A 20,673-nucleotide genomic window follows, 5' to 3' on the forward strand; every position below is an offset into this window, starting at 1 on the left:
GCAGGCGGTAGGCTCACTTGATGCGTTACCACCGAGTAAGGTCGTCTATCGGTCCTTCGGTGGTAACTCCTAGCGGGGCTAAAAGCAATATCATGTGAGATGAGCAACGGGATATTGGAGGTACGTTGATCTGAGGTAACGACGGGCCCGGTTACCGCGATGTAACCGGCAGAGCGCAGGTCAACAATTGATGCGCTCTTTTAGCCTTCTTGACGATTGGCAGATTCTTAGAGCATCAACTAGCGGATTTCGCCAACAGGGCCTAGAAGAAGACCCTGAAGGCGTCTTTGTGGTTGTGCTGGTGCAAATGGAGATGACGCGTGAGTCCTAGTGATGTGCCGGAGATTGACCGTGCGGAGGAGCAGCCCGTTGGCGATAGCTCATTCCCGCTGTCGTCGGCTCAGTACAGCATCTGGATGGCGCAGCAGCTTGATCCAGAGACGCCAGTCACGATCGCGCAGTACGTAGAGATTCACGGTGAAGTTGATCATGAACTTCTGACGCGTGCCGCCATGCAGGCAGGCCGGGAAACCGGTTCTGGGTACATCAGGATCGTCGAGTCCGGCGGTGCGCCAGTCCAAATGGTTGATAGATCTATTGACGACAGCATCACTTTCCTCGACCTCAGTGGCGCCAAGGACGCGGTGTCGCGGGCCCGGAAGTGGATGCGCGATGAGTACTCGTCACCGATAGATATCTCTAGGGATCGCCTGGCAGTATCCAGCCTCATCAAGGTCGGCCGCGGGCGTTACTTCTGGTACCAGCGAATTCACCATGTCGCAGTCGACGGTTTCGGTGCGATGAACGCGCTGACTCGTGTGAGCGAGATCTACTCCGCACTGGTGAATGGCGACGAGCCGCCCGCAGCGCCGGTCGAGGGATTACGCGCAATCTACGAGTCGGAAGTCGCTTACCGCCAGTCCCCGCGATTTGAGCGCGACCGGGAATTCTGGCGTGCATACACAGAAGGACTTCCAGATCGGGTTTCGCTCGCGCAGCGTTCAGCGCCTGCCGGGAAACAGAGCCTCGTTGCCTCATCTTCAGTGGGCGAAGCGACGGAGCGGCTGCTCGAAAAATCAGCGCAGCGGTATAACGGCTCCTGGTCACCTGCCACGATCGCGGCTTTCGGTGCCTATCTGGCACGCGTGACCGGGAACGACGAAGTCGTGCTCAGTCTGCCCGTATCAGCGCGTGTGACGAAAACGATGCGCCGGTCCGGCGGCATGGTCTCCAACGTGGTTCCCTTGCGAATCGCGGCCACGCCTGACCAGACTCCCAAGCAGCTGACTGACCTTGTGCAGAGCCAGATCTTCTCGGCGCTGCGTCATCAGCGTTTCCGATACGAAAACATTCGCCGTGACATGGGCAGCGTGTCGGCGGACCGCGAGTTTTTCGGTCCCACCATCAACATCATGATGTTCCAGCCGGAGTTGCGGTTCGGCGACGTCACCGGCGAAATACACATCCTGAGTACGGGTCCCGTCGAAGACCTGTCCGTCAACCTGTATCCGAGTTCAGGCCCGGAACGGATTCACATCGATTTCGAAGCGAATCCGGGACGCTACTCACGTGTTGAACTCGAGCGGCACCATGCCCGTTTCCGTACCTACCTGCAGCGCTTCCTCGAACTTGGTGAGTCCGAGTCGATCCGCTCTATCTCGATTCTCGGGCAGGATGAGCGGGAGTCTGTACTTGGCTGGGCTCGCGGTCCCCGTACCCCGCTCGTTCCCGAGTTGCGTTCCCTCAGCGGAGCCGTCCGTGCCCGCATTGAAGCTGCGCCCGGCGATATTGCTGTCGTAAGCACTGCGGGCAGCCTGACCTACGGCGAGCTCGGAAAGTCCGCTGATGCCCTCGCGGCAAAGCTATCGGCCAGGGGGGTTGGCCGTGAGAGCGTCGTCGCTCTCGCAGTGCCCCGGTCCCGGGAATGGGTCGTCGGCATGCTAGCGGCTTGGCAGGTGGGTGCGAGCTACGCACCCGTCGATCCCGCATTCCCCGCTGACCGGCTCGAGGCAGTCCTGACGGACACGAACGCGGCAGTGGTCGTGAGCCTCCCAGGCTGGGAGCACGCAGGTTCAGTTCCGCCTGGGGCGTTAATCGAATGTGACCTCGTGAGCCTGTCGCGAGAGAACGCTCAGCCGCCTACCGAACCGGCAGACCCCTGGCTGGAGGCCGGCGCCGGAGCCCGCACTGCGTACGTCATCTCCACGTCAGGCTCGACGGGGCGCCCGAAGCCCACTGTCGTTCCGATGGCCGGCGTCGCAAACACTGTTGCGTGGTACTGCGATGACGTGAAACTCACACCGGGTGAGGGTGTGCTCGTCGCCTCGTCACCAGGTTTCGACCTCACTCAGAAGAACGTGTGGGCGGCACTGGCCAGCGGGGCGCATATCGTTCTCGCTCAGGACGGTTTCGACCCGAGCGAAATACTTCCTGCGATTTCTGAGCACGCGGTCACGCTGACGAATATGTCGCCGAGCGCGTTCGAGGCGCTCGTAGAGTCGGACACCGCAGGTGTCCTCAAGAAAATGCGCACCGTATTCCTCGGTGGGGAGGCCATTCGCCCGCGGCCGCTTGAAAGCCTGCTGCGCGCCGGTGTCCGCATCGTCAACAGTTACGGGCCCACGGAAGCCTCGGACGTGGTGTCCTTCGCGGAGATGTCGCTGAAGGACCTCCAGTCGGTCCCGATCGGCCACGCGATCCCGAATATCGAGCTGTACGTACTCGACCGTAGCCTCGCTCCTGTCCCCGTCGGCGTCGCAGGTGAGCTCTATGTCGGCGGTGTCGGTGTGGGCCGTGGATATGGTGGCCTGCCAGAGCTGACGTCTAACCGGTACGTCGCAAGCCCGTTCGGCGTGCCTGGCGAGCGCATGTACCGCACCGGTGACCTTGTGCGGTGGCGCGATGATGGCGAACTCGAATACATCGGCCGCACCGATTTTCAGGTGAAACTTCGTGGTTTCCGCATCGAACTCGGTGAGGTGGAACTCGCGTTGCTCAGCCACCAGGATGTGGCGCAGGCAGCTGCAGTGGTGCACCGTGGCAACGGAACACCAGACCGGCTCGTCGGTTACGTTGTCGGAGCTGCGAACAACGTCGACGAAACGTCCGTGCTGTCGAGCATCTCGGAGTTCTTGCCGAGCTACATGGTGCCCTCTGCGCTCGTTGTCCTTGACGAATTCCCGTTGACGCCGAGCGGGAAGATTGACCGTAAAGTTCTTCCCGTTCCCGACTTCGGCTCGATGGTGTCTTCGTCGCGTGAACCAGCGAACGAGACGGAGCGCATACTCGCTCAGATTTTCGCCGACACCCTGGGCCTGCCCACCATCGGTCTGGATGATTCCTTTTTCGCCCTCGGTGGCGACAGCATCATGTCGATTCATGTTGTTTCGCAGGCGAAAGCCGCGGGGATAATCATCTCTCCGCGTGACATCTTCGAGAGGCGAACTGTCTCTGCGCTAGCCCTCGTCGCGCGCGCCGCAGACACTGCGGACTCTGCGGCGGTACTCGCGGAACTCGACGGCGGCGGCACCGGCGAAATGGCGCTCACCCCGGTCATGGAGTGGATGGTTGAGCGTGGCGGTGACTACCGCCAGTACTCGCAGGCAGCACTGCTCACCCTGCCTCCAAGGATCACCGAAGACGGTATTGGACGGACCCTCCAAGCCGTCATCGACCACCATGACCTGCTTCGGGCCAGGATCGACGGGCATACGCTGGTCGTCCCCGAGCCAGGCACAGTTGACGCTAATGCACTGCTCACCCGGGTCAAGGTCTCCGAAACCCCGGGCACTGCCGAGTTCCAGGACATCGTCTCGAACCAACTCGTAGCTGCGGCGGATCAGCTTGATCCGGTAAACGGTGTCATGTTGCGGGCGATCTGGTTCGATACCGGGGCCGGTTCGCCCGGGCGGATTCTCCTGGTGATCCACCACGTCGCGATCGACGGCGTGTCTTGGCGGATCATCGTGCCGGACCTTGCATCTGCGTGGGCACAAATCAGCTCCGGACGCGAACCGGAACTCGCGCCGGTTGGCACCTCGTTCCGCCGCTGGTCACACGGACTTGTGGAGGAATCAGGTGCCCGTGAGGACGAGTTCGGTATCTGGGAATCGATGCTCACCGGCACGGAACCCGTGCTTGGCGCCCGCCAGTTCGATCCGGCACGCGACATCAACGCGACCCTGGACCGGCTGACGCTCGAGATAGATCCCGCTATCACCGACGTCTTGCTCACGCGGGTTCCCGAGGTTATTCGCGGTGGCGTCGATGACGGCTTGATTGCCTCGCTTGTACTTGCGCTCGGTAAATGGCGCGACGCGCAAACACCGCTCATTGGCCTGGAAGGGCATGGCAGGGAAGAGGGCGCCGTTCCCGGGGCCGACCTGACCCGCACAATGGGCTGGTTCACCACAGTCGCGCCAATCAGATTCGATACGACCGACTGTGACATCGCTGATGCGATGGCCGGGGGAGCGTCGGCTGGCGTGCTTCTCAAGGCCGTCAAGGAACAGCTGCGGGCGGTGCCGGATCGCGGCATCGGTTACGGCATGCTGCGTTACCTGCACTCTGAGGGTGCGGAGCGTCTCGGTAGCGCGGCGCAGCCGCAGGTGATGTTCAACTATCTCGGGCGCTTCGTCACCAGCGAGATCCCTGAGGAACTCCGCGATCTGGGGTGGATGCCATCAGACGATGCTGACGAACTCATGTTCACCTTCGCGCCGGATATGGCTGCTTCTGGTGTCCTCGACATCACGGCGATGATCGCTCCTACCGCGGCTGGCCAGGTGCTGAAGATCGTGCTTCTGTACCCGTCGGAACTGCTGACAAGCGACGAAGCTGCGGAGTTCGCGGAAATTTGGCGCGATTCGCTGGCCGCGATCGGACGATACGCGGAGGACCCCCAAGCCGGTGGTCTCACACCGTCCGATGTGCCCCTTGTCGCGGTCGACCAGCGGACGATCTCCGCCCTCGAAACCCAGTTCCATCAGGTCACCGATATTTGGCCGCTGTCACCGCTGCAGGCCGGCATGCTGTTTCACGCGGTACTTGCCGAAGACAGTGTCGACGCCTACATGGTTCAGCTGGTGCTCAACGTCAAGGGCACGATCGACCAGGACCGGCTGCGCCGTGCCGTCAACGGGGTACTCGCCCGGTACCCGAACCTGCGTGTCGCGTTCGCGACCAACAATGTGGGCGACCCGATCCAGGTTGTGCTGGGTGAAGCGGAAGCGACCGTCACGCTGCGTGATCTCACGGCAGATGGTGAGCTGCGTGGTTCAGCCATCGATGCTGCGGTCGACCAGGCCCTCGCTGAGGATCGCGCGGCCCGCTTCGACATGGCGCGCGCGCCGCTCGTGCGCGTCACCATTCTCGTGGTCGCGCCGGGCGAGTACCGGCTAGTCCTGACCAACCACCACATCCTGATGGACGGCTGGTCCACTCCGCTGTATCTGCGCGACCTGATCGGGCTGTACCTGTTCGACGGTGACTCGTCGCAACTCCCTGCCGTCCGGTCGTATAAGGACTACCTGGAATGGGTGGGTCAGCAAGACGCGCAGGTGTCGCTGCAGGTATGGCGCGATGCGCTCGCGGGAGTGGAGGAGCCGTCCACGCTCATCCCGCTGGAGCGGGCCCGGCGACACGAGGCACCGCCACAGGAGATCTCACACCAGTTCTCACCCGAGTTCTCCCAGCAGATCTCACACGTTGCCCGCGAACTCGGGGTCACCGTAAACACCGTCATTCAGGCTGCGTGGGGCATCGTCCTCGCCACCGAATCGGCACGCGACGATATTGTCTTCGGTGCGACCGTGTCAGGCCGGCCGCCGCAGCTCGACGGCGTTGAAGACATGATTGGCTTGTTCATCAACACCTTGCCTGTGCGGGTGCGGCTTGAGCCGACTGAAACCTTCGCGGAGCTGCTCACCCGGCTCCAGACCGAGCAGGCTGGTCTGCTCGAGCACCATTACGTCCAGCTTGCCGACATCCAGCGAGCCGCAGGACAAGGCGCCATATTCGACACGCTGACCGTATTCGAGTCCTACCCGGTCGACCGTGCTGGTCTCGGAGAAGACAATGACATCGCGGGTATGCGCATTACGGGCGTCACCGGTCTCGACGCTGCGCACTATCCGGTCACGGTCATCGCGCACGCGGAACCGGCGTTGCAGCTCATCATCAAATACTTCCCGGACTTGCTCGACGGCAGCCGGATGCGGGCAGTCCTTGATCGGCTCGTACGCACCGTGTCGGCGATCGCCGAGGCCCCGGGCAGCCGTTACGGCGGCTATGACGTTCTCACGGCGCAGGAACACTCGCAGCTCGCCCCCGTCGTCGGCCCCGCTGGTATCGAGCCGCGGCCGCTGCCGGAAATTTTCAGTGAAGCCGCTGCCGCAGCGGCCGACAACATCGCGGTTGTGGACCGTGACCGATCGCTGACGTATCGCGAACTTGACGCACGCTCCTCGCAGCTCGCGCGGCTGCTCATCGACCGCGGTGTCAAAGCGGAGGACTTTGTCGCTCTCGGTATGGCGCGCTCGCAGGAGTCGATCCTCAGTGTCTGGGCGGTCGCGAAGTCTGGCGGCGCGTTTGTGCCGATCGACCCCGACTACCCGGTCGAGCGCATTGAGCACATGCTGACGGACTCGGGTGCGCGTGTCGGTCTCACTGTCTCATCACAGGTTAGCCATCTTCCGGACACAGTCGACTGGATTGTGGTCGACGATCCGGCGTTCGGCGCCGAACTCACGCGCTACTCGGCGGAGCCGGTGACAGATGCGCACCGCCTCCAGCCAATCAGGCCGCGGAACACCGCGTACATGATCTACACCTCAGGCTCGACCGGCGTGCCCAAGGGAGTTGTGGTCACCCATACCGGGCTCGCGAACTTCGCGGCTGAACAGCGGGAACGCTACAGCGTGGCGCACGACTCGCGTGTCCTCCACTTCTCGTCACCGAGTTTCGACGCGTCTGTACTCGAGTACCTGCTCGCATTCGGCACCGGTGCGACCATGGTGATCGTCCCGCCGGGCACTTACGGCGGGGAAGAGCTCGCTGCGGTCATCAGCGAGGAGAAAGCGACGCACGCGTTCATCACGCCTGCAGCGCTCGCGTCGGTGGATCCTGAAGGTCTCGACACATTCCAGCACGTCGTCGCAGGTGGCGAGGCGGTGCCAGCTGATCTTGTTGCACGGTGGGCACCCGGCCGCCGTATGTACAACGGCTATGGTCCGACGGAAACCACCATCATGGTGATGATTTCGGACCCGATGTCGCCAGGACAGAAAACGGTGACGATCGGCCCGCCGATCCGCGGAACCGAAGCGCTGGTTCTCGATTCACGACTGCGCCCAGTCCCTCTAGGTGTGCCTGGCGAACTGTATGTCTCCGGTCTCGGTGCGGCACGCGGCTACCACGCGCGGCCTGGCCTCACTTCCGAGCGTTTCGTCGCGAACCCGTTCGGCGTCCCGGGTGACCGGCTTTACCGCACCGGCGACCTCGTGCGCTGGACCACGGACGGGCCGTCCGGTGGCCTGGAGATCGAATACCTGGGCCGCACTGACTTCCAGGTGAAGGTGCGCGGTTTCCGCATCGAACTGGGTGAAATCGACGCGGTGCTCAGCACGTATGCGACTGTGGACTTCGCTGTCACCATCGGTCACACCGGTGCGAACAACATCACTCGGCTCGTTTCCTACGTGAAGCCTGTCGCCGGAGCGACGATCGATACCGCTGCACTGAGTGAACACCTCGCTGAGAGCCTTCCCTCCCATATGGTTCCGTCTGGGATCATTGTTCTCGACGAGATCCCACTGACGGTCAACGGCAAACTCGATCGCAGGCGCCTCCCCGAGCCTGACTTCGCGTCCGCCGAGGAGGCGTACGTCGCCCCGCGGACACCCGCGGAGATTGCGATCTCTGAGGTGTTCGCAGACGTCCTGGGTCTGGATCGGGTCGGTGTCCACGACAGCTTCTTCGACCTCGGCGGCAACTCGCTGACAGCCACCAAGGTCACCGCGCGGACGAACGATGCGATTGGCTGCCGCCTGGGCGTGCGGGAAGTGTTCGAGCGCCCGACAGTTGCGGAACTCGCTGAGCGTGCGGTCGCCCTGCTTGCAGGTGCTGGAGACGCGCAGCGTCCAGCGCTGACTCCAGCGCCGCGCCCAGACCGGATCCCAGTTTCCCTCGCCCAGCAGGGCATGTGGTTCATCAACCAGTTCGACCCAACGTCGGCGGTTTACAATATCGCGTTCGCCCTCGACATGCGGGGCGCGCTCGATGTCGCGGCCCTGCAGTCAGCAATGGGGGATGTGCTCGCCCGTCATGAGGCGCTGCGGACAATTTTCCCGGCTGATACAGAAGGCCCTTACCAACTGATCCTCACTCCGGATCAGGTGGCGGCGGATATCCCGGTGAGGCGAGTGAAGGCCTCCGACGTCGACGCCGCTAGCGCTGACTTCGCTACACGCGGCTTCGATGTGACGAAAGACCTGCCCATCAGGGTCATGCTTTTTGACTTGGACAAGTCCCGGCACGTGCTGGCCGTGGTCATGCATCACATTGCCGCGGACGGTGCGTCGATGGCACCGCTGGCGGCGGACCTCATGGTTGCGTACGCGGCGCACACTGGCGGCAGTGCCCCTGAGTGGGAGTCGCTCGAGATCCAGTACGCGGATTACGCGTTGTGGCAGCGTGCGGTACTCGGTGCGGAGACCGATCCGTCGAGCGTGCTGTCCCGTCAGCTCGCCTACTGGTCGCACACTCTCGCCGGCGCGCCGGGGCTGTTGCCGCTGCCCACTGATCATCCCAGGCCGCCGGAACAATCCCTGCAGGGCGACACGGTTTCGTTCCAGCTGAACGCGGACCTGCACCGACAGATCGAGGAGATCGCGCGGCGCAGCAATGCCACCGTTTTCATGGTGACTCACGCTGCGTTCGCTGCGCTGCTGGCGCGGCTGTCCGGGACGACTGATATAGCGATCGGCACACCGATCGCGGGCCGCGGTGAAGCGTCTCTCGACCAGCTTGCGGGCATGTTCGTCAACACTCTCGTTCTGCGGACGCATGTCGAGCCTGAAGCGACGTTCGCGGAACTCGTTTCCCAATCCCGGGAAACCGACCTTGCTGCGTTCCAGAACGCGGACGTCCCGTTCGAGCGTGTCGTCCGCGAAGTGGGGGCTGAGCGAGCAGCTGACCACTCACCGCTGTTCCAGGTGATGCTCGCGTTCCAGAACACAGACCCGGTGAAGTTCGACATCGCGGGGCTTGAGGTTGTTGCCGACGCGATCGACGTCAACACAGCGAAGTTCGACATCCTCATGACGCTCGAAGAGATTCGCGGTGAAGACGGTTCAGCGGCCGGTATCAAGGCGCTGATCACCTATGCGACGGACCTTTTCAACCGCGCAACGATCGAACAATACGCCGATCGGTACACGCGGTTGCTTGAGTCAGCGTGCTCGGACGTCAGTATCGCAATCGGGGACGTCAACATCCTCAGCGAGCATGAACAGAATCTTTTCACGAACCGGCACGCATCCATGGGCGGGCTGGAACGGCGTTTGGAAACTGCGGCTCACGAGAAGCCTGATGCGGTCGCGTTCACGGTCGAGGATCGCGCGATCACCTATTCAGAAGTGATCACCCGTGCTCACGACATCGGTACCAGGCTGGGGGACCAGCGTGTGCGACGCGAGGGGCACTATGCGCTTGCTCTGCTGACCTATGCGGCAGGTGCCGCCAGCGAACCGGCTGCGATGCAGCTGATGGACCGTTTGCTGCCGGTGCTCGATGCAGTAGCCGGTGACGCGGAGCTAGCACTGGGAACGATCGGCGCGGCTAATCTGCTGCCACAGATCGGGGCGGGCACGCAGGATGCAGCAGGCTGGAATGACACCGCGCACTGGGTGCCTGAAACGACGCTGGTCTCGCTGTTCGAAGAGCAGGCTGCGAAGACTCCGGACTCTATCGCTCTCGTTTACCGCAAACGTGAGGTCACGTACGCGGAACTCGATGGCTGGGCAAATCAGGTCGCGCGCAAGCTGATCGAACGCGGCGTCGGCCCTGAATCGCGCGTTGCGCTCGTCGCCCGCAGGTCGCTCGAGATGGTTGTCGGCATGTACGCCATCGTGAAAGCGGGAGGTGCCTACGTTCCGGTGGATCCGGACCACCCGGCAGACCGCATCGCGTGGGTGCTCGAATCGGCTGACCCGGTATGTGTGGTAACCACGAGCCGTGATCGCGTCGCCATGCAGGGCGCTGTGGAGTCATTGGAGATCGACCGGCTTGACCTCTCGGCGTTCAGCTCCGCTCCGGTCACAGATGAGGACCGTGGGGCGCCTATCCGGACCGATAACACCGCGTACGTCATCTACACGTCGGGGTCAACGGGACGGCCGAAGGGTGTGGCCGTCAGCCACCGGGCGATCGTGAACCGGCTGCTCTGGATGCAGGCTGAGTATCGTCTCACTGAGCGCGATGTAGTCCTGCAGAAAACACCATTCACCTTCGATGTGTCGGTGTGGGAGTTTTTCTGGCCGTTGGAACTCGGCGCTAGGCTCGTCATCGCGCTGCCCGATGGTCACCGCGACCCCGCCTATCTCTGTGATCTGATCGGTGCCCAGGGTGTCACCGTGTTGCACTTCGTGCCGTCGATGCTTGCGGTGTTCGTTGCTTCCGCAGCGGAAGGCGGCCGCAAGGAGCAACTCGAAACGCTGCGGCTGGTCTTCGCCAGTGGTGAAGCACTCGCGCCGCCCGCAGCCGAAGCGCTTACCCGGCTGACTAGTGCTGAACTGCACAATCTTTACGGGCCGACTGAAGCCGCCGTGGATGTGACGTACCACCAGTACACGGCCGAAGACACGGTCACGGTCCCGATCGGCGCACCAGTCTGGAACACGCAGGTGTACGTGCTCGATTCGCGGCTGCGCCTGGTGCCGATCGGTGTCCAGGGCGAGCTGTATCTCGCTGGTATTCAATTGGCACGCGGATATGTCGGGCGACCAGACCTCAGTGCGGATCGTTTCGTGGCGAACCCGTTCGGGGAAGCTGGCGAGCGGATGTACCGCACCGGTGACCTAGTTCGCTGGACAGTCAATGGAGAACTCGAGTACATCGGGCGTACCGACTTCCAGGTGAAACTGCGTGGTCTTCGCATCGAACTCGGCGAGATCGAGGCTGTGCTGCGAGCGAACGAGGGTGTCGATCAGACTGTCGTGACGCTGTACCACGATCCGTCAGGTGGCGAGCAGCTTGTCGGGTATCTCACCACTGAACCGGACGCTTCCGTCGACCTCGATGCCATCAAACGAGAGGCAGCTAAGCAGCTGCCGGACTACATGATTCCGCGCACGCTGATGGTGCTCGATGAGCTTCCGCTCAACATCAACGGCAAACTCGACCGCAAGGCACTGCCAGCGCCGGATCTCGGCGGATCAGCCAAAACCTTTGTGGCGCCGTCTGGCCCGGTCGAAGAAATCGTCGCGGGCATCTTCGCGGAAGTCACCTCGTTCGATCGCATCAGCGTTAACGAGTCGTTCTTCGACCTCGGCGGCAACTCCCTGAGCGCCACCCTGGTCACGGCGCGCATCAATGATGCGCTCGGTGCGGAACTGACGCTGCGTGACTTGTTCGAATCGCCGACAGTCGCGGGACTTTCCGCCATGCTCGAGCACGAGGGGTCACGGATTACGTCCCGGCCGAAACTCGTGCCGGGTGACCGGCCGGACCGGCTTCCGCTCTCGCTGGCGCAGCAGCGGATGTGGTTCCTGAACCGCTTCGACACCGCGTCCGCTGTGTACAACATGCCGCTGGTCCTGCGTCTCACCGGCAAGCTGTACGTGTCAGCCCTGCAAGAAGCGATTTTGGATGTGATTGGCCGCCATGAGTCGCTGCGGACGGTGTTCCCCGCAACCGACGAGGGGCCAGTGCAGGTTGTTCTGCCCGCGTCCAAGGTTGGGATCGACATTTCACCCGTTGATATCGCGGAGACGGAATTGCATCGCGAGCTTTTCGCGCTCGCGTCGGTCGGCTTCGATGTCACAGCCGAGGCGCCGGTGCGCGCCGCGCTGCTGCGTACCGCTCCCGACCAGTACACCCTGCTCCTCGTGGTGCATCACATCGCGGCCGACGGCGCCTCGCTGAAGCCGCTGGCGACCGACCTCGTGGGAGCCTATGTGGCCCGCGCGAACGGTGATGCTCCGGCTTGGGAACCCCTACAGGTCCAATACGCTGACTTCGCACTGTGGCAGCGGGAACTTCTCGGTGACGAGAACGATCCTGAGTCCCTGGCGGGTCGCCAGATCGAATTCTGGAAGGAAACGCTCGCGGGCGTGCCAGAACTGCTGGAACTGCCCACGGACCGGCCACGGCCAGCGCGGCAGTCGCAGCGCGGCGCGACGATGTCGTTCGCCATCGATGCTGAACTGCAGCGCGATCTGCAGCACCTCGCGCGCAGTAATCGCGCCACCCTTTTCATGGTGATGCATGCCGCGTACGCGGTCCTCCTGGCGCGTCTTTCCGGCACAGAGGACGTCACCATCGGCACGCCGATCGCCGGCCGCGGGGAGCGCGCACTCGACCCACTTGTCGGCATGTTCGTCAACACGCTTGTGCTGCGCACGCCGATCGAAGGTTCGGAATCGTTCACCGACCTGCTCAGTTCAGTGCGTGACCGGGACCTGGCAGCCTTTACGCACGCCGATGTCCCATTCGAGCAACTCGTCGACGTCCTGAAGCCGCACCGCTCGACCGCCCACGCACCGCTTTTCCAGGTGGTGCTCGCGTTCCAGAACACCGAACCGATCGCGTTCGAACTGGACGGAATCGCCGCAGAGTTCCAGACAGTAGATGTGCACACCACCAAGTTCGACCTCATGCTCGACTTGGCTGAGAAGTGGGACGATACCGGCGAGCCCGCCGGTATCGAAGGCCACTTCGTCTACGCGACCGACCTGTTCGATGCCGATACCATTGATTCGTTCGCGCGCCGCTTTGTGCAACTTCTTCAGCACTTTGTTGCCGCACCGGACCACTCAGTCGGTGATGCGGTGCTCATCGATTACGCCGAACACGCTGCTCTCGTGCCGGTGGCCGGTGAGTCGGCCGCCGCGCTACAGACTCTGCCAGAGATCTTCAGCGCAGCCGCAGCCGCTGATCCGCAGCGCACCGCGGTGATTTCCGGGAACACCACGCTCACCTATGCGGAGCTCGACGCGCGATCGAGTCAGCTTGCCCGGATGTTGCTGGCGCGCGGCGTCACCGCGGATTCGGTCGTCGCGCTCGCCATGCCTCGTTCCGAAGACCTCGTGATCGCGGTCTGGGCGGCCGCAAAAGCTGGGGCAGCTTTCCTTCCCGTCGACCCCTCGTACCCCGAGGACCGCATCGCCCACATGGTGTCGGATTCGGCGGCCGCTATCGGTGTCGCACACAGCAGCGATGTCAGTCAGCTTCCAGGCAGCATCGAATGGCTGGCCATCGGCAGCGAGGCCCTCTCCGAGAAGCTGGCGGCCTACAGCACAGAGACGCTGACCGACTCGGAGCGGGGCTTCCCGATCAGACCAGACGCCGCCGCATACATGATCTACACCTCAGGCTCGACGGGCTTGCCGAAGGGTGTCGTGGTCACCCACAGCGGACTGTCCTCTGTCGTCCACGAACAGATCGATCGGTTCGCGCTCGACTCACAGTCCCGAGTCCTGCAATTCGCGTCGCCAAGTTTCGATGCTTCGGTGTTTGAGCTTCTGATGGCGTTCGGTTCCGCGGCGACACTTGTTGTGGTGGAGGGCGGTCGTGAGGCCGCTGGGGCCGTGGGTGCAGTGCTTCGCGACCACCATGTCACGCACGCTGTGATCACGCCGTCCGTCCTTGCCTCGCTGGATCGCAGTGATGTGACGGATATCCGTACGCTGCTGGTGGCCGGTGAAGCATGCCCACCTGAGCTGGTCACCGAGTTCGCGCCGGGACGCACGATGCTGAACTTGTACGGTCCCACTGAGGCGACCATCTGGTCGACAAGCAGTGCGCCGATGGCGGCAGGGCAAGCGATCGATATTGGTCGTCCGGTGCGTGGAACCGACGTGGTGGTCCTTGATTCACGGTTGCACCCGGTACCGGTCGGTGTAGCCGGCGAACTGTACCTGTCGGGTGTCGCGCTCGCGCGTGGCTACCACCGCAGGGCGGGCACCACGAGCGACCGGTTCGTCGCGAACCCGTTCAGCGGAAACGGTGAGCGCCTGTACCGCACAGGTGACCTGGTTCGCTGGAACAAGAACGGCGACCTTGAGTACCTCGGGCGTACCGATTTCCAGGTGAAGATCCGTGGTCTGCGAATCGAACTCGGGGAGATCGAAGCGGCGCTCGCGCGGCACGAGTCCATCGATCAGGCGGTGGCAGCAGTCCACCACGATGCGAACACTGGCGATGTCCTCGTCGCCTACATAGTCGGCTCTGCAGGTGCGGTTGACGTCCCCGCAGTCAAAGCCGCACTCGCTGAGCAACTGCCACCGCACATGGTTCCGCAGGTGTTCATGCAGCTCGAGGCGATGCCGCTCACTGCGAACGGAAAGATCGACCGCCAGGCAATGCCTGAGCCGGATGTGGTGGGCGCGGCGCTGGTCGAATTCCGGGCACCCTCAAGCCCGGTCGAAGAAATCATCGCGGGCATCTTCGGTGAGATCACCGGCCGTGACCGGGTGGGTGCCGACGACGACTTCTTTGATATCGGCGGTAACTCGCTCTCGGCGACTCGGGTCGCCGCGCGTGTCAGTGAAGCGACAGGCCGCACGATTGGGGTCCGCGAGCTATTTGAGGCCCCGACAGTTGCTCAGCTCGCGGTCGTCGTCGAGACTTCGGACGAGAGCAAGCATGCCCGTCCTCCGCTGGTTCCGCAGCCGCGCACGGCGCCTGCGCCGCTGTCACTCGCCCAGTCACGGATGTGGTTCATCAACCAGCTCGACACAGAGTCAGCGGCCTACAATATTCCGCTGATGCTGCGGTTGAACGGGACCGTCGATGTCTCGGCGCTGCAGGCTTCGGTGCTCGATGTCATTGCCCGGCATGACGTTCTCCGCACGATGTACCCGGAGACCGCCGACGGGCCTGTCCAGCAGGTTGTCGCGGCTCGCGAGGTGCCGCTCGATTTGACACCGCAGCCGGTCGGCGACGAGACAGGCCTTGCCGAAGCGATCCGTAAGGTCGCGCAGCGCGGCTTCGACGTCACCGCTGCGCCGCCAATCCGTGCGGGGCTGTATCAGCTCACCGACGACGAGTACGTTCTGGTCATCGTCGTGCACCACATCGCAGCCGACGGTGAATCAATGCGTCCGCTCGCACGCGATGTCATGGTTGCGTACAGTGCGCACGCGGATGGCCAGGACGTCAGTTGGGATCCCCTCAAAGTCCAGTACGGCGATTTCGCTATCTGGCAGCGCGAACTGCTCGGGGATGAAAACGATCCCGAATCTCTTGCCTCGCAGCAACTCGAGTACTGGAAGTCGACACTCGCCGGTTTGCCTGAGCTGGTGGAGCTGCCGACGGACCGGCCGCGCCCTGCGGTCGCGAGCATGCGTGGCGCGACCTACGAGTACCGGATCGATGCGGAACTGCACACGAAATTTGTGCAGCTCGCCCGCAATTCCAATGTGACCACCTTTATGGCGGTACACGCGGCGCTTGCGGTCCTCATGTCGCGGATGTCGGGAACAACTGATATTCCCCTCGGAACGCCGGTGGCGGGCCGCGGCGAGCGCGCCCTCGATGACGTTGTCGGCATGTTCGTCAACACCCTCGTGCTGCGCACTGAGGTGGATCCGGGTCTCTCGTTCGCTGAGCTGCTCGCACAGGTCCGGGAAGCTGACCTCGGCGCGTTCACCCATGTGGACGTGCCGTTCGAGCGGCTCGTCGAAATTCTCAACCCGGTGCGCACTCAGGCACACGCGCCGCTCTTCCAGGTGATGCTCTCGCTGCAGGACGATGCCTCCCCGACCGTTGAGCTGCCCGGCATGACAGTGTCGCCCATCGAGATCAGTACCAATAGTTCGAAGTTCGATATCAGCTTTGGTGTCTTGCAAGACTGGGACGACACGGGTGCTCCCGCAGGAATGACGCTCAGCCTCACGTATGCGACGGATCTGTTCGACGAGTCGTCGATCGCACGGTTTGCCCAGCGCTTCGAACGCGTTGTCCAGCGGGTTGTCGAGGGCCCTGACGTCGAGGTTAGCGACATCGGTGTGATGTCTGCTGCTGAGCACACGCAGGTTCTTCTCGAGTGGAACTCGTGGGAAGACGTTCTGCTGGTGCCGATGCGGGATGTCATCACGCAGTTCGAAATGCAGACGGCCCAGACTCCGGGCAGCGTCGCGGTCGTCGCTGGCGACGAAGAGGTGACCTACGCCGAGTTCAACGCTCGCGTGAACCAGCTTGCCCGGTATCTTGTCGAGCAGGGCGTGCAAGCTGAATCACGCGTAGCCGTCATGCTCAATCGATCGGTTGACCTTCTCGCTGCGATCTACGCGATCCTCAAGGCCGGTGGAGCGTACGTTCCTATAGACCCCGAGTACCCGGCTGATCGCATCCAGCACATGCTCAGCACTGCGGATCCGCAGCTGATCATTGTGTCCACCGAAACCGCCGGACCGTCGACAGATGCACGCTGCCCTAAGGTGGTTATCGATTCCCTGGACGTGTCCGCGTACTCCGCACAGTCACTGACAAGCGCGGACGTACACGCGAAGATTCACGGTGGGAACACGGCGTACATTCTGTTCACGTCTGGGTCGACTGGCCGGCCGAAGGGCATCGAAGTCAGCCGTGACTCGCTGGCCTACTCCCTTGCGTGGCACCAGCATGACTTCCCGATTGGGATCGACGATGCGGTACTTCAGAAGACTTCCGTCACGTTCGATCCGTCCGTCGCGGAACTGTTCTGGCCCCTGCAAACCGGAGCACGGCTCGTGTTCGCGAAGCCCGGCGGACATCGCGATCCGGAATACCTCGCTGAAGTAATCGCGGACAAGAAGATCACGGTCACCCACTTCGTCCCATCGATGCTCGAAGCGTATCTGAGCGTGACGGATGGTGCGGGTCTGAGGAATCTGCGGACCGTTTTCAGCGGCGGCGAGGCGCTCTCCGCTGCGCTGGCCCGGCGTTTCAGCCGTGCCTGTGACGGTGGCCTATACAACGCGTACGGCCCGGCTGAGGCGACAATCCGTACGCACACATATTTGTGGAATAACCAGACGAGCGGTGCAAACTCGGTGCCCATCGGTCGCGGAGTGCCAGGAACACAGGTGCTGGTACTCGACCAGAGCCTCAAGGCAGTACCCATCGGTGTGGCTGGCGAGCTGTATGTGGCCGGACCGCTCCTGGCTCGGGGTTATGCGCATCGACCGGATCTGACAGCAGACAGGTTTGTCGCAGACCCATTCGGTGCGCCCGGTGAACGGATGTATCGCACCGGTGACCTAGTCCGCTGGTTGCCGGATGGGTCCCTCGAATATCTTGGCCGGACTGATTTCCAGGTGAAGCTGCGCGGTCAGCGCATTGAGCTCGGCGAGATCGAGGCTGCCTTGCGGGACCACGTGAGCGTGACCGGTGCGGTGGTCGTTCTTCGTAAGGACCCGCGCCTTGGAGATCAACTCATCGGTTACGTGACGGCTCGCCCTGACTCTGAAGTGGATGGCGGCGACATTCGTTCCGCGCTGGCCGATCGCTTGCCGGATTACATGGTCCCGGCAGCTGTGGTGGTTCTGGCGGAGTTCCCGCTCAGCGCCAACGGCAAACTGGACCGGAGGGCGCTGCCGGATCCTGTCTTCGACTTCGGCCCGCGGACGTACATCGCACCGCGAAACCCGATTGAAGAGATCATCGCGGACGTGTACGCGGAGGTACTCGGTGCGGAGCACGTGAGCACGGATATCTCGTTCTTCGACCTCGGTGGCAGCTCGCTTGCCGCGATGAAGGCGATCGCGCGTATCAGCTCTGGACTGGGCGTTCGTGTCCGGGTTCAAGATCTGTTCGACGCACCGTCGGTGGCGGCGCTAGCCGAACGAGTTGAGCATGCGCAATCGCACGCTGGCGCGGTCCGGCCGCTTGCTCCGGCAGACCCGCGTCCGGATTACATTCCGCTTTCGCTAGCGCAGCAACGGATGTGGCTGCTGAACCGGATCGACCCGGGGTCAGCCGCGTACAACATGCCCCTCGTTCTGCGGCTCTCAGGCCAGCTGAATGCTGGCGCGCTGCAGGCGGCAGTCAATGATGTCGTCGCGCGGCATGAGTCGCTGCGCACGATGTTCCCCGATTCAGCGAACGGACCGGGACAGGTCATCCTAGGTGCGAGCGAAGTGACGATTGACCTGACTCCGCGAGCCGTCACCGAGTCAGAGGTCGTTGAACACGTCACGAGCTTCGCTGGCCGAGGCTTCGACGTCACAAGGGAAGTCCCGCTCCGAGGTGCTCTCTTCGAACTGTCCGAGCAAGAACACATCCTCGCGATCATCGTGCACCACATCATCGGTGACGGTGAGTCCATGTCGCCGATGGCGCGCGACGTCATGATCGCGTACACGGCCCGCGCAGCAGGTGAAGTCCCCGCGTGGCCACCGCTCGAGGTGCAGTACGCGGACTTCGCGCTGTGGCAGCGAGAGGTGCTGGGCGACCCTGGCGATCCGGAGTCGCTGGCATCGCGCCAGATTCGCTACTGGCAGGAGGCTCTCGCAGACCTGCCTGAGCTTCTCGACCTTCCGACCGACCGGGCCCGGCCAGCGGTCGCAGGGACAGAAGCAGGCCATGTCACCGTCGAACTCAGCGCGGCTGAACACAGCGGGCTGGTAAGCCTCGCTGATCGGCACAGCGGATCGATGTTCATGGTGTTGCACGCCGCTCTCGCCGTAGTGCTCTCACGCGTGAGTGGCGCGCGAGATATCGCGATCGGCACGCCCGTGGCCGGACGGGGCGAGGCTGCGCTTGACAACCTCATAGGAATGTTCGTCAACACGCTGGTCCTTCGAACACAGGTGGACAGCGCCGCCGCGTTCAGCGAGCTTATGCAGCACGTTCGGCAGGTCGACCTGGGCGCATATGAGCATGCTGACGTGCCTTTCGAGCAACTCGTGGAGGTACTCAAGCCACAGCGGTCGACCGCGCACGCTCCCCTTGTACAGGTCATTTTGTCGCTGCTGAACCCCCAACAGCGCAAGGTTGAACTTTCCGGGCTCACCGTGGAGCCCCTCGAAGGCGACGAGTCGGCAAAGTTCGATTTGCTGCTTGGCGTGGAACAGCATTTCACTGACGACGGCCGGCCCGCAGGCCTGACCGCGCGCTTCGTCTACCGGACGGATATTTTTGACGGTTCGTCGATTGAGCGGCTCGGGCGCCGACTCGAACGGGTCGTGCAGGCGGTGTCAGCCAACCCTGACGCCATCGTTGGCGATATCGACATCGCTGACGAAACCGAGTCTGGATCCATTGTTCGTGGCGGAGCGCAACACGCGGCATCTGGTGGAGCAGCCGAGACTGGTGTCCTCACCGGTGCGGAAGCGCCTCCAGCTGAGACGGTCGCGCAGATACTGTCTGCGGCAGCTGAAGCGAATCCAGGTGGAACGGCCGTTCTGACGGATGCGAAGCCACTTTCGTACATGAATCTGGATAAGCGGTCTTCGCGGCTCGCGCGTCTGCTCATACGACAGGGCGCAGGGCCAGAAGACTCGGTGGCCGTCGTCATGCCGCCATCGATCGAAGCGGTCGTCGCTCAATGGGCTGTGGCGAAAACCGGCGCCGCCCTAGTGCTTCTTGATCCGCGCGGCGTGGAGGATCAGGTGGTGGCTACGGCACTGTCAGCATCTGGGACGCGTATCGGAGTGACGATGAGCGCGTTCAGCGGCAGCCTTCCGTCCGCCGCCACGTGGATGTCCCTCGACGACGACGAAGTCAAGGCACAGCTGAAGACCCTGTCCCCGGCCCCAGTGTCGTTCTACGACAGGCTGGGCCAGGTGCGGCTGGACAACACTGCCTATATCGCGTTCTCGGGCGAAAGTGAGGATCTGCACGCGGTAGCGGTGACTCACCGCGCCATCGCGGGTGCCGTGGCTGCGTTGCGAGACCGGCTCGATGTGACAACCGAGACACCAGTGCGGCTGGCAGACTTCAGTGACGTCCACGAATCGGTGTTGCGACTTGTCCTCGCCGCGACCGAATCGTCTGCCCTTGATATGGGGGAACGGGAAGCCGAAGCGGGCATGCTGTGGCGGCACGCCACCCTGGATGCATCGCTCCCCGCCGCCGATGTGCGCGTAGTGGGTGCTCCGGAGGCGCCTGGAGCTACCATCGCCAACGGCGCGCCAGCACTCGGCGACCCAGTGCCGGGATCGAAGGTGCTGGTACTCGATGACACGCTCCAGCCTGTTGCCGAAGGTGGTGAAGGCGAGCTTTATCTCGCTGGAGATGCTGTTGGCCGCGGTTACGTCCGGGCCACCGCGCTGACCGCTTCTCGTTTTGTCCCCGACCCAACCAACGGCGAGGGCGAACGGATGTACCGGACCGGGATTCGTGTGCGCTGGGGAGCGCAGGGCGCTGTCGAGTATCTGGCAGATGCGAGCGGTCGTTTGTGACCCTGCCTGGTTGATCAGAGTACGAAACGTGCGCCGGTTCAGTGAATACGATGTAACAAACGCTGACGGC

1 protein-coding gene is annotated in these 20,673 nt (G+C 63.0%); it reads left to right on the top strand.

Going from position 1 to position 20,673, the window contains the following annotated elements; all coding sequences use genetic code 11:
• Positions 1-320 precede the first annotated feature (320 nt).
• The gene (locus AS9A_RS02215) at positions 321-20,603 is read left to right on the top strand and encodes a non-ribosomal peptide synthetase (protein WP_013805262.1); all 20,283 of its coding nucleotides are present in this window, start codon (positions 321-323) and stop codon (positions 20,601-20,603) included.
• Positions 20,604-20,673 lie beyond the last annotated feature (70 nt).

The sequence above is a fragment of the Hoyosella subflava DQS3-9A1 genome (genome assembly GCF_000214175.1).
Taxonomy (GTDB): domain Bacteria; phylum Actinomycetota; class Actinomycetes; order Mycobacteriales; family Mycobacteriaceae; genus Hoyosella; species Hoyosella subflava.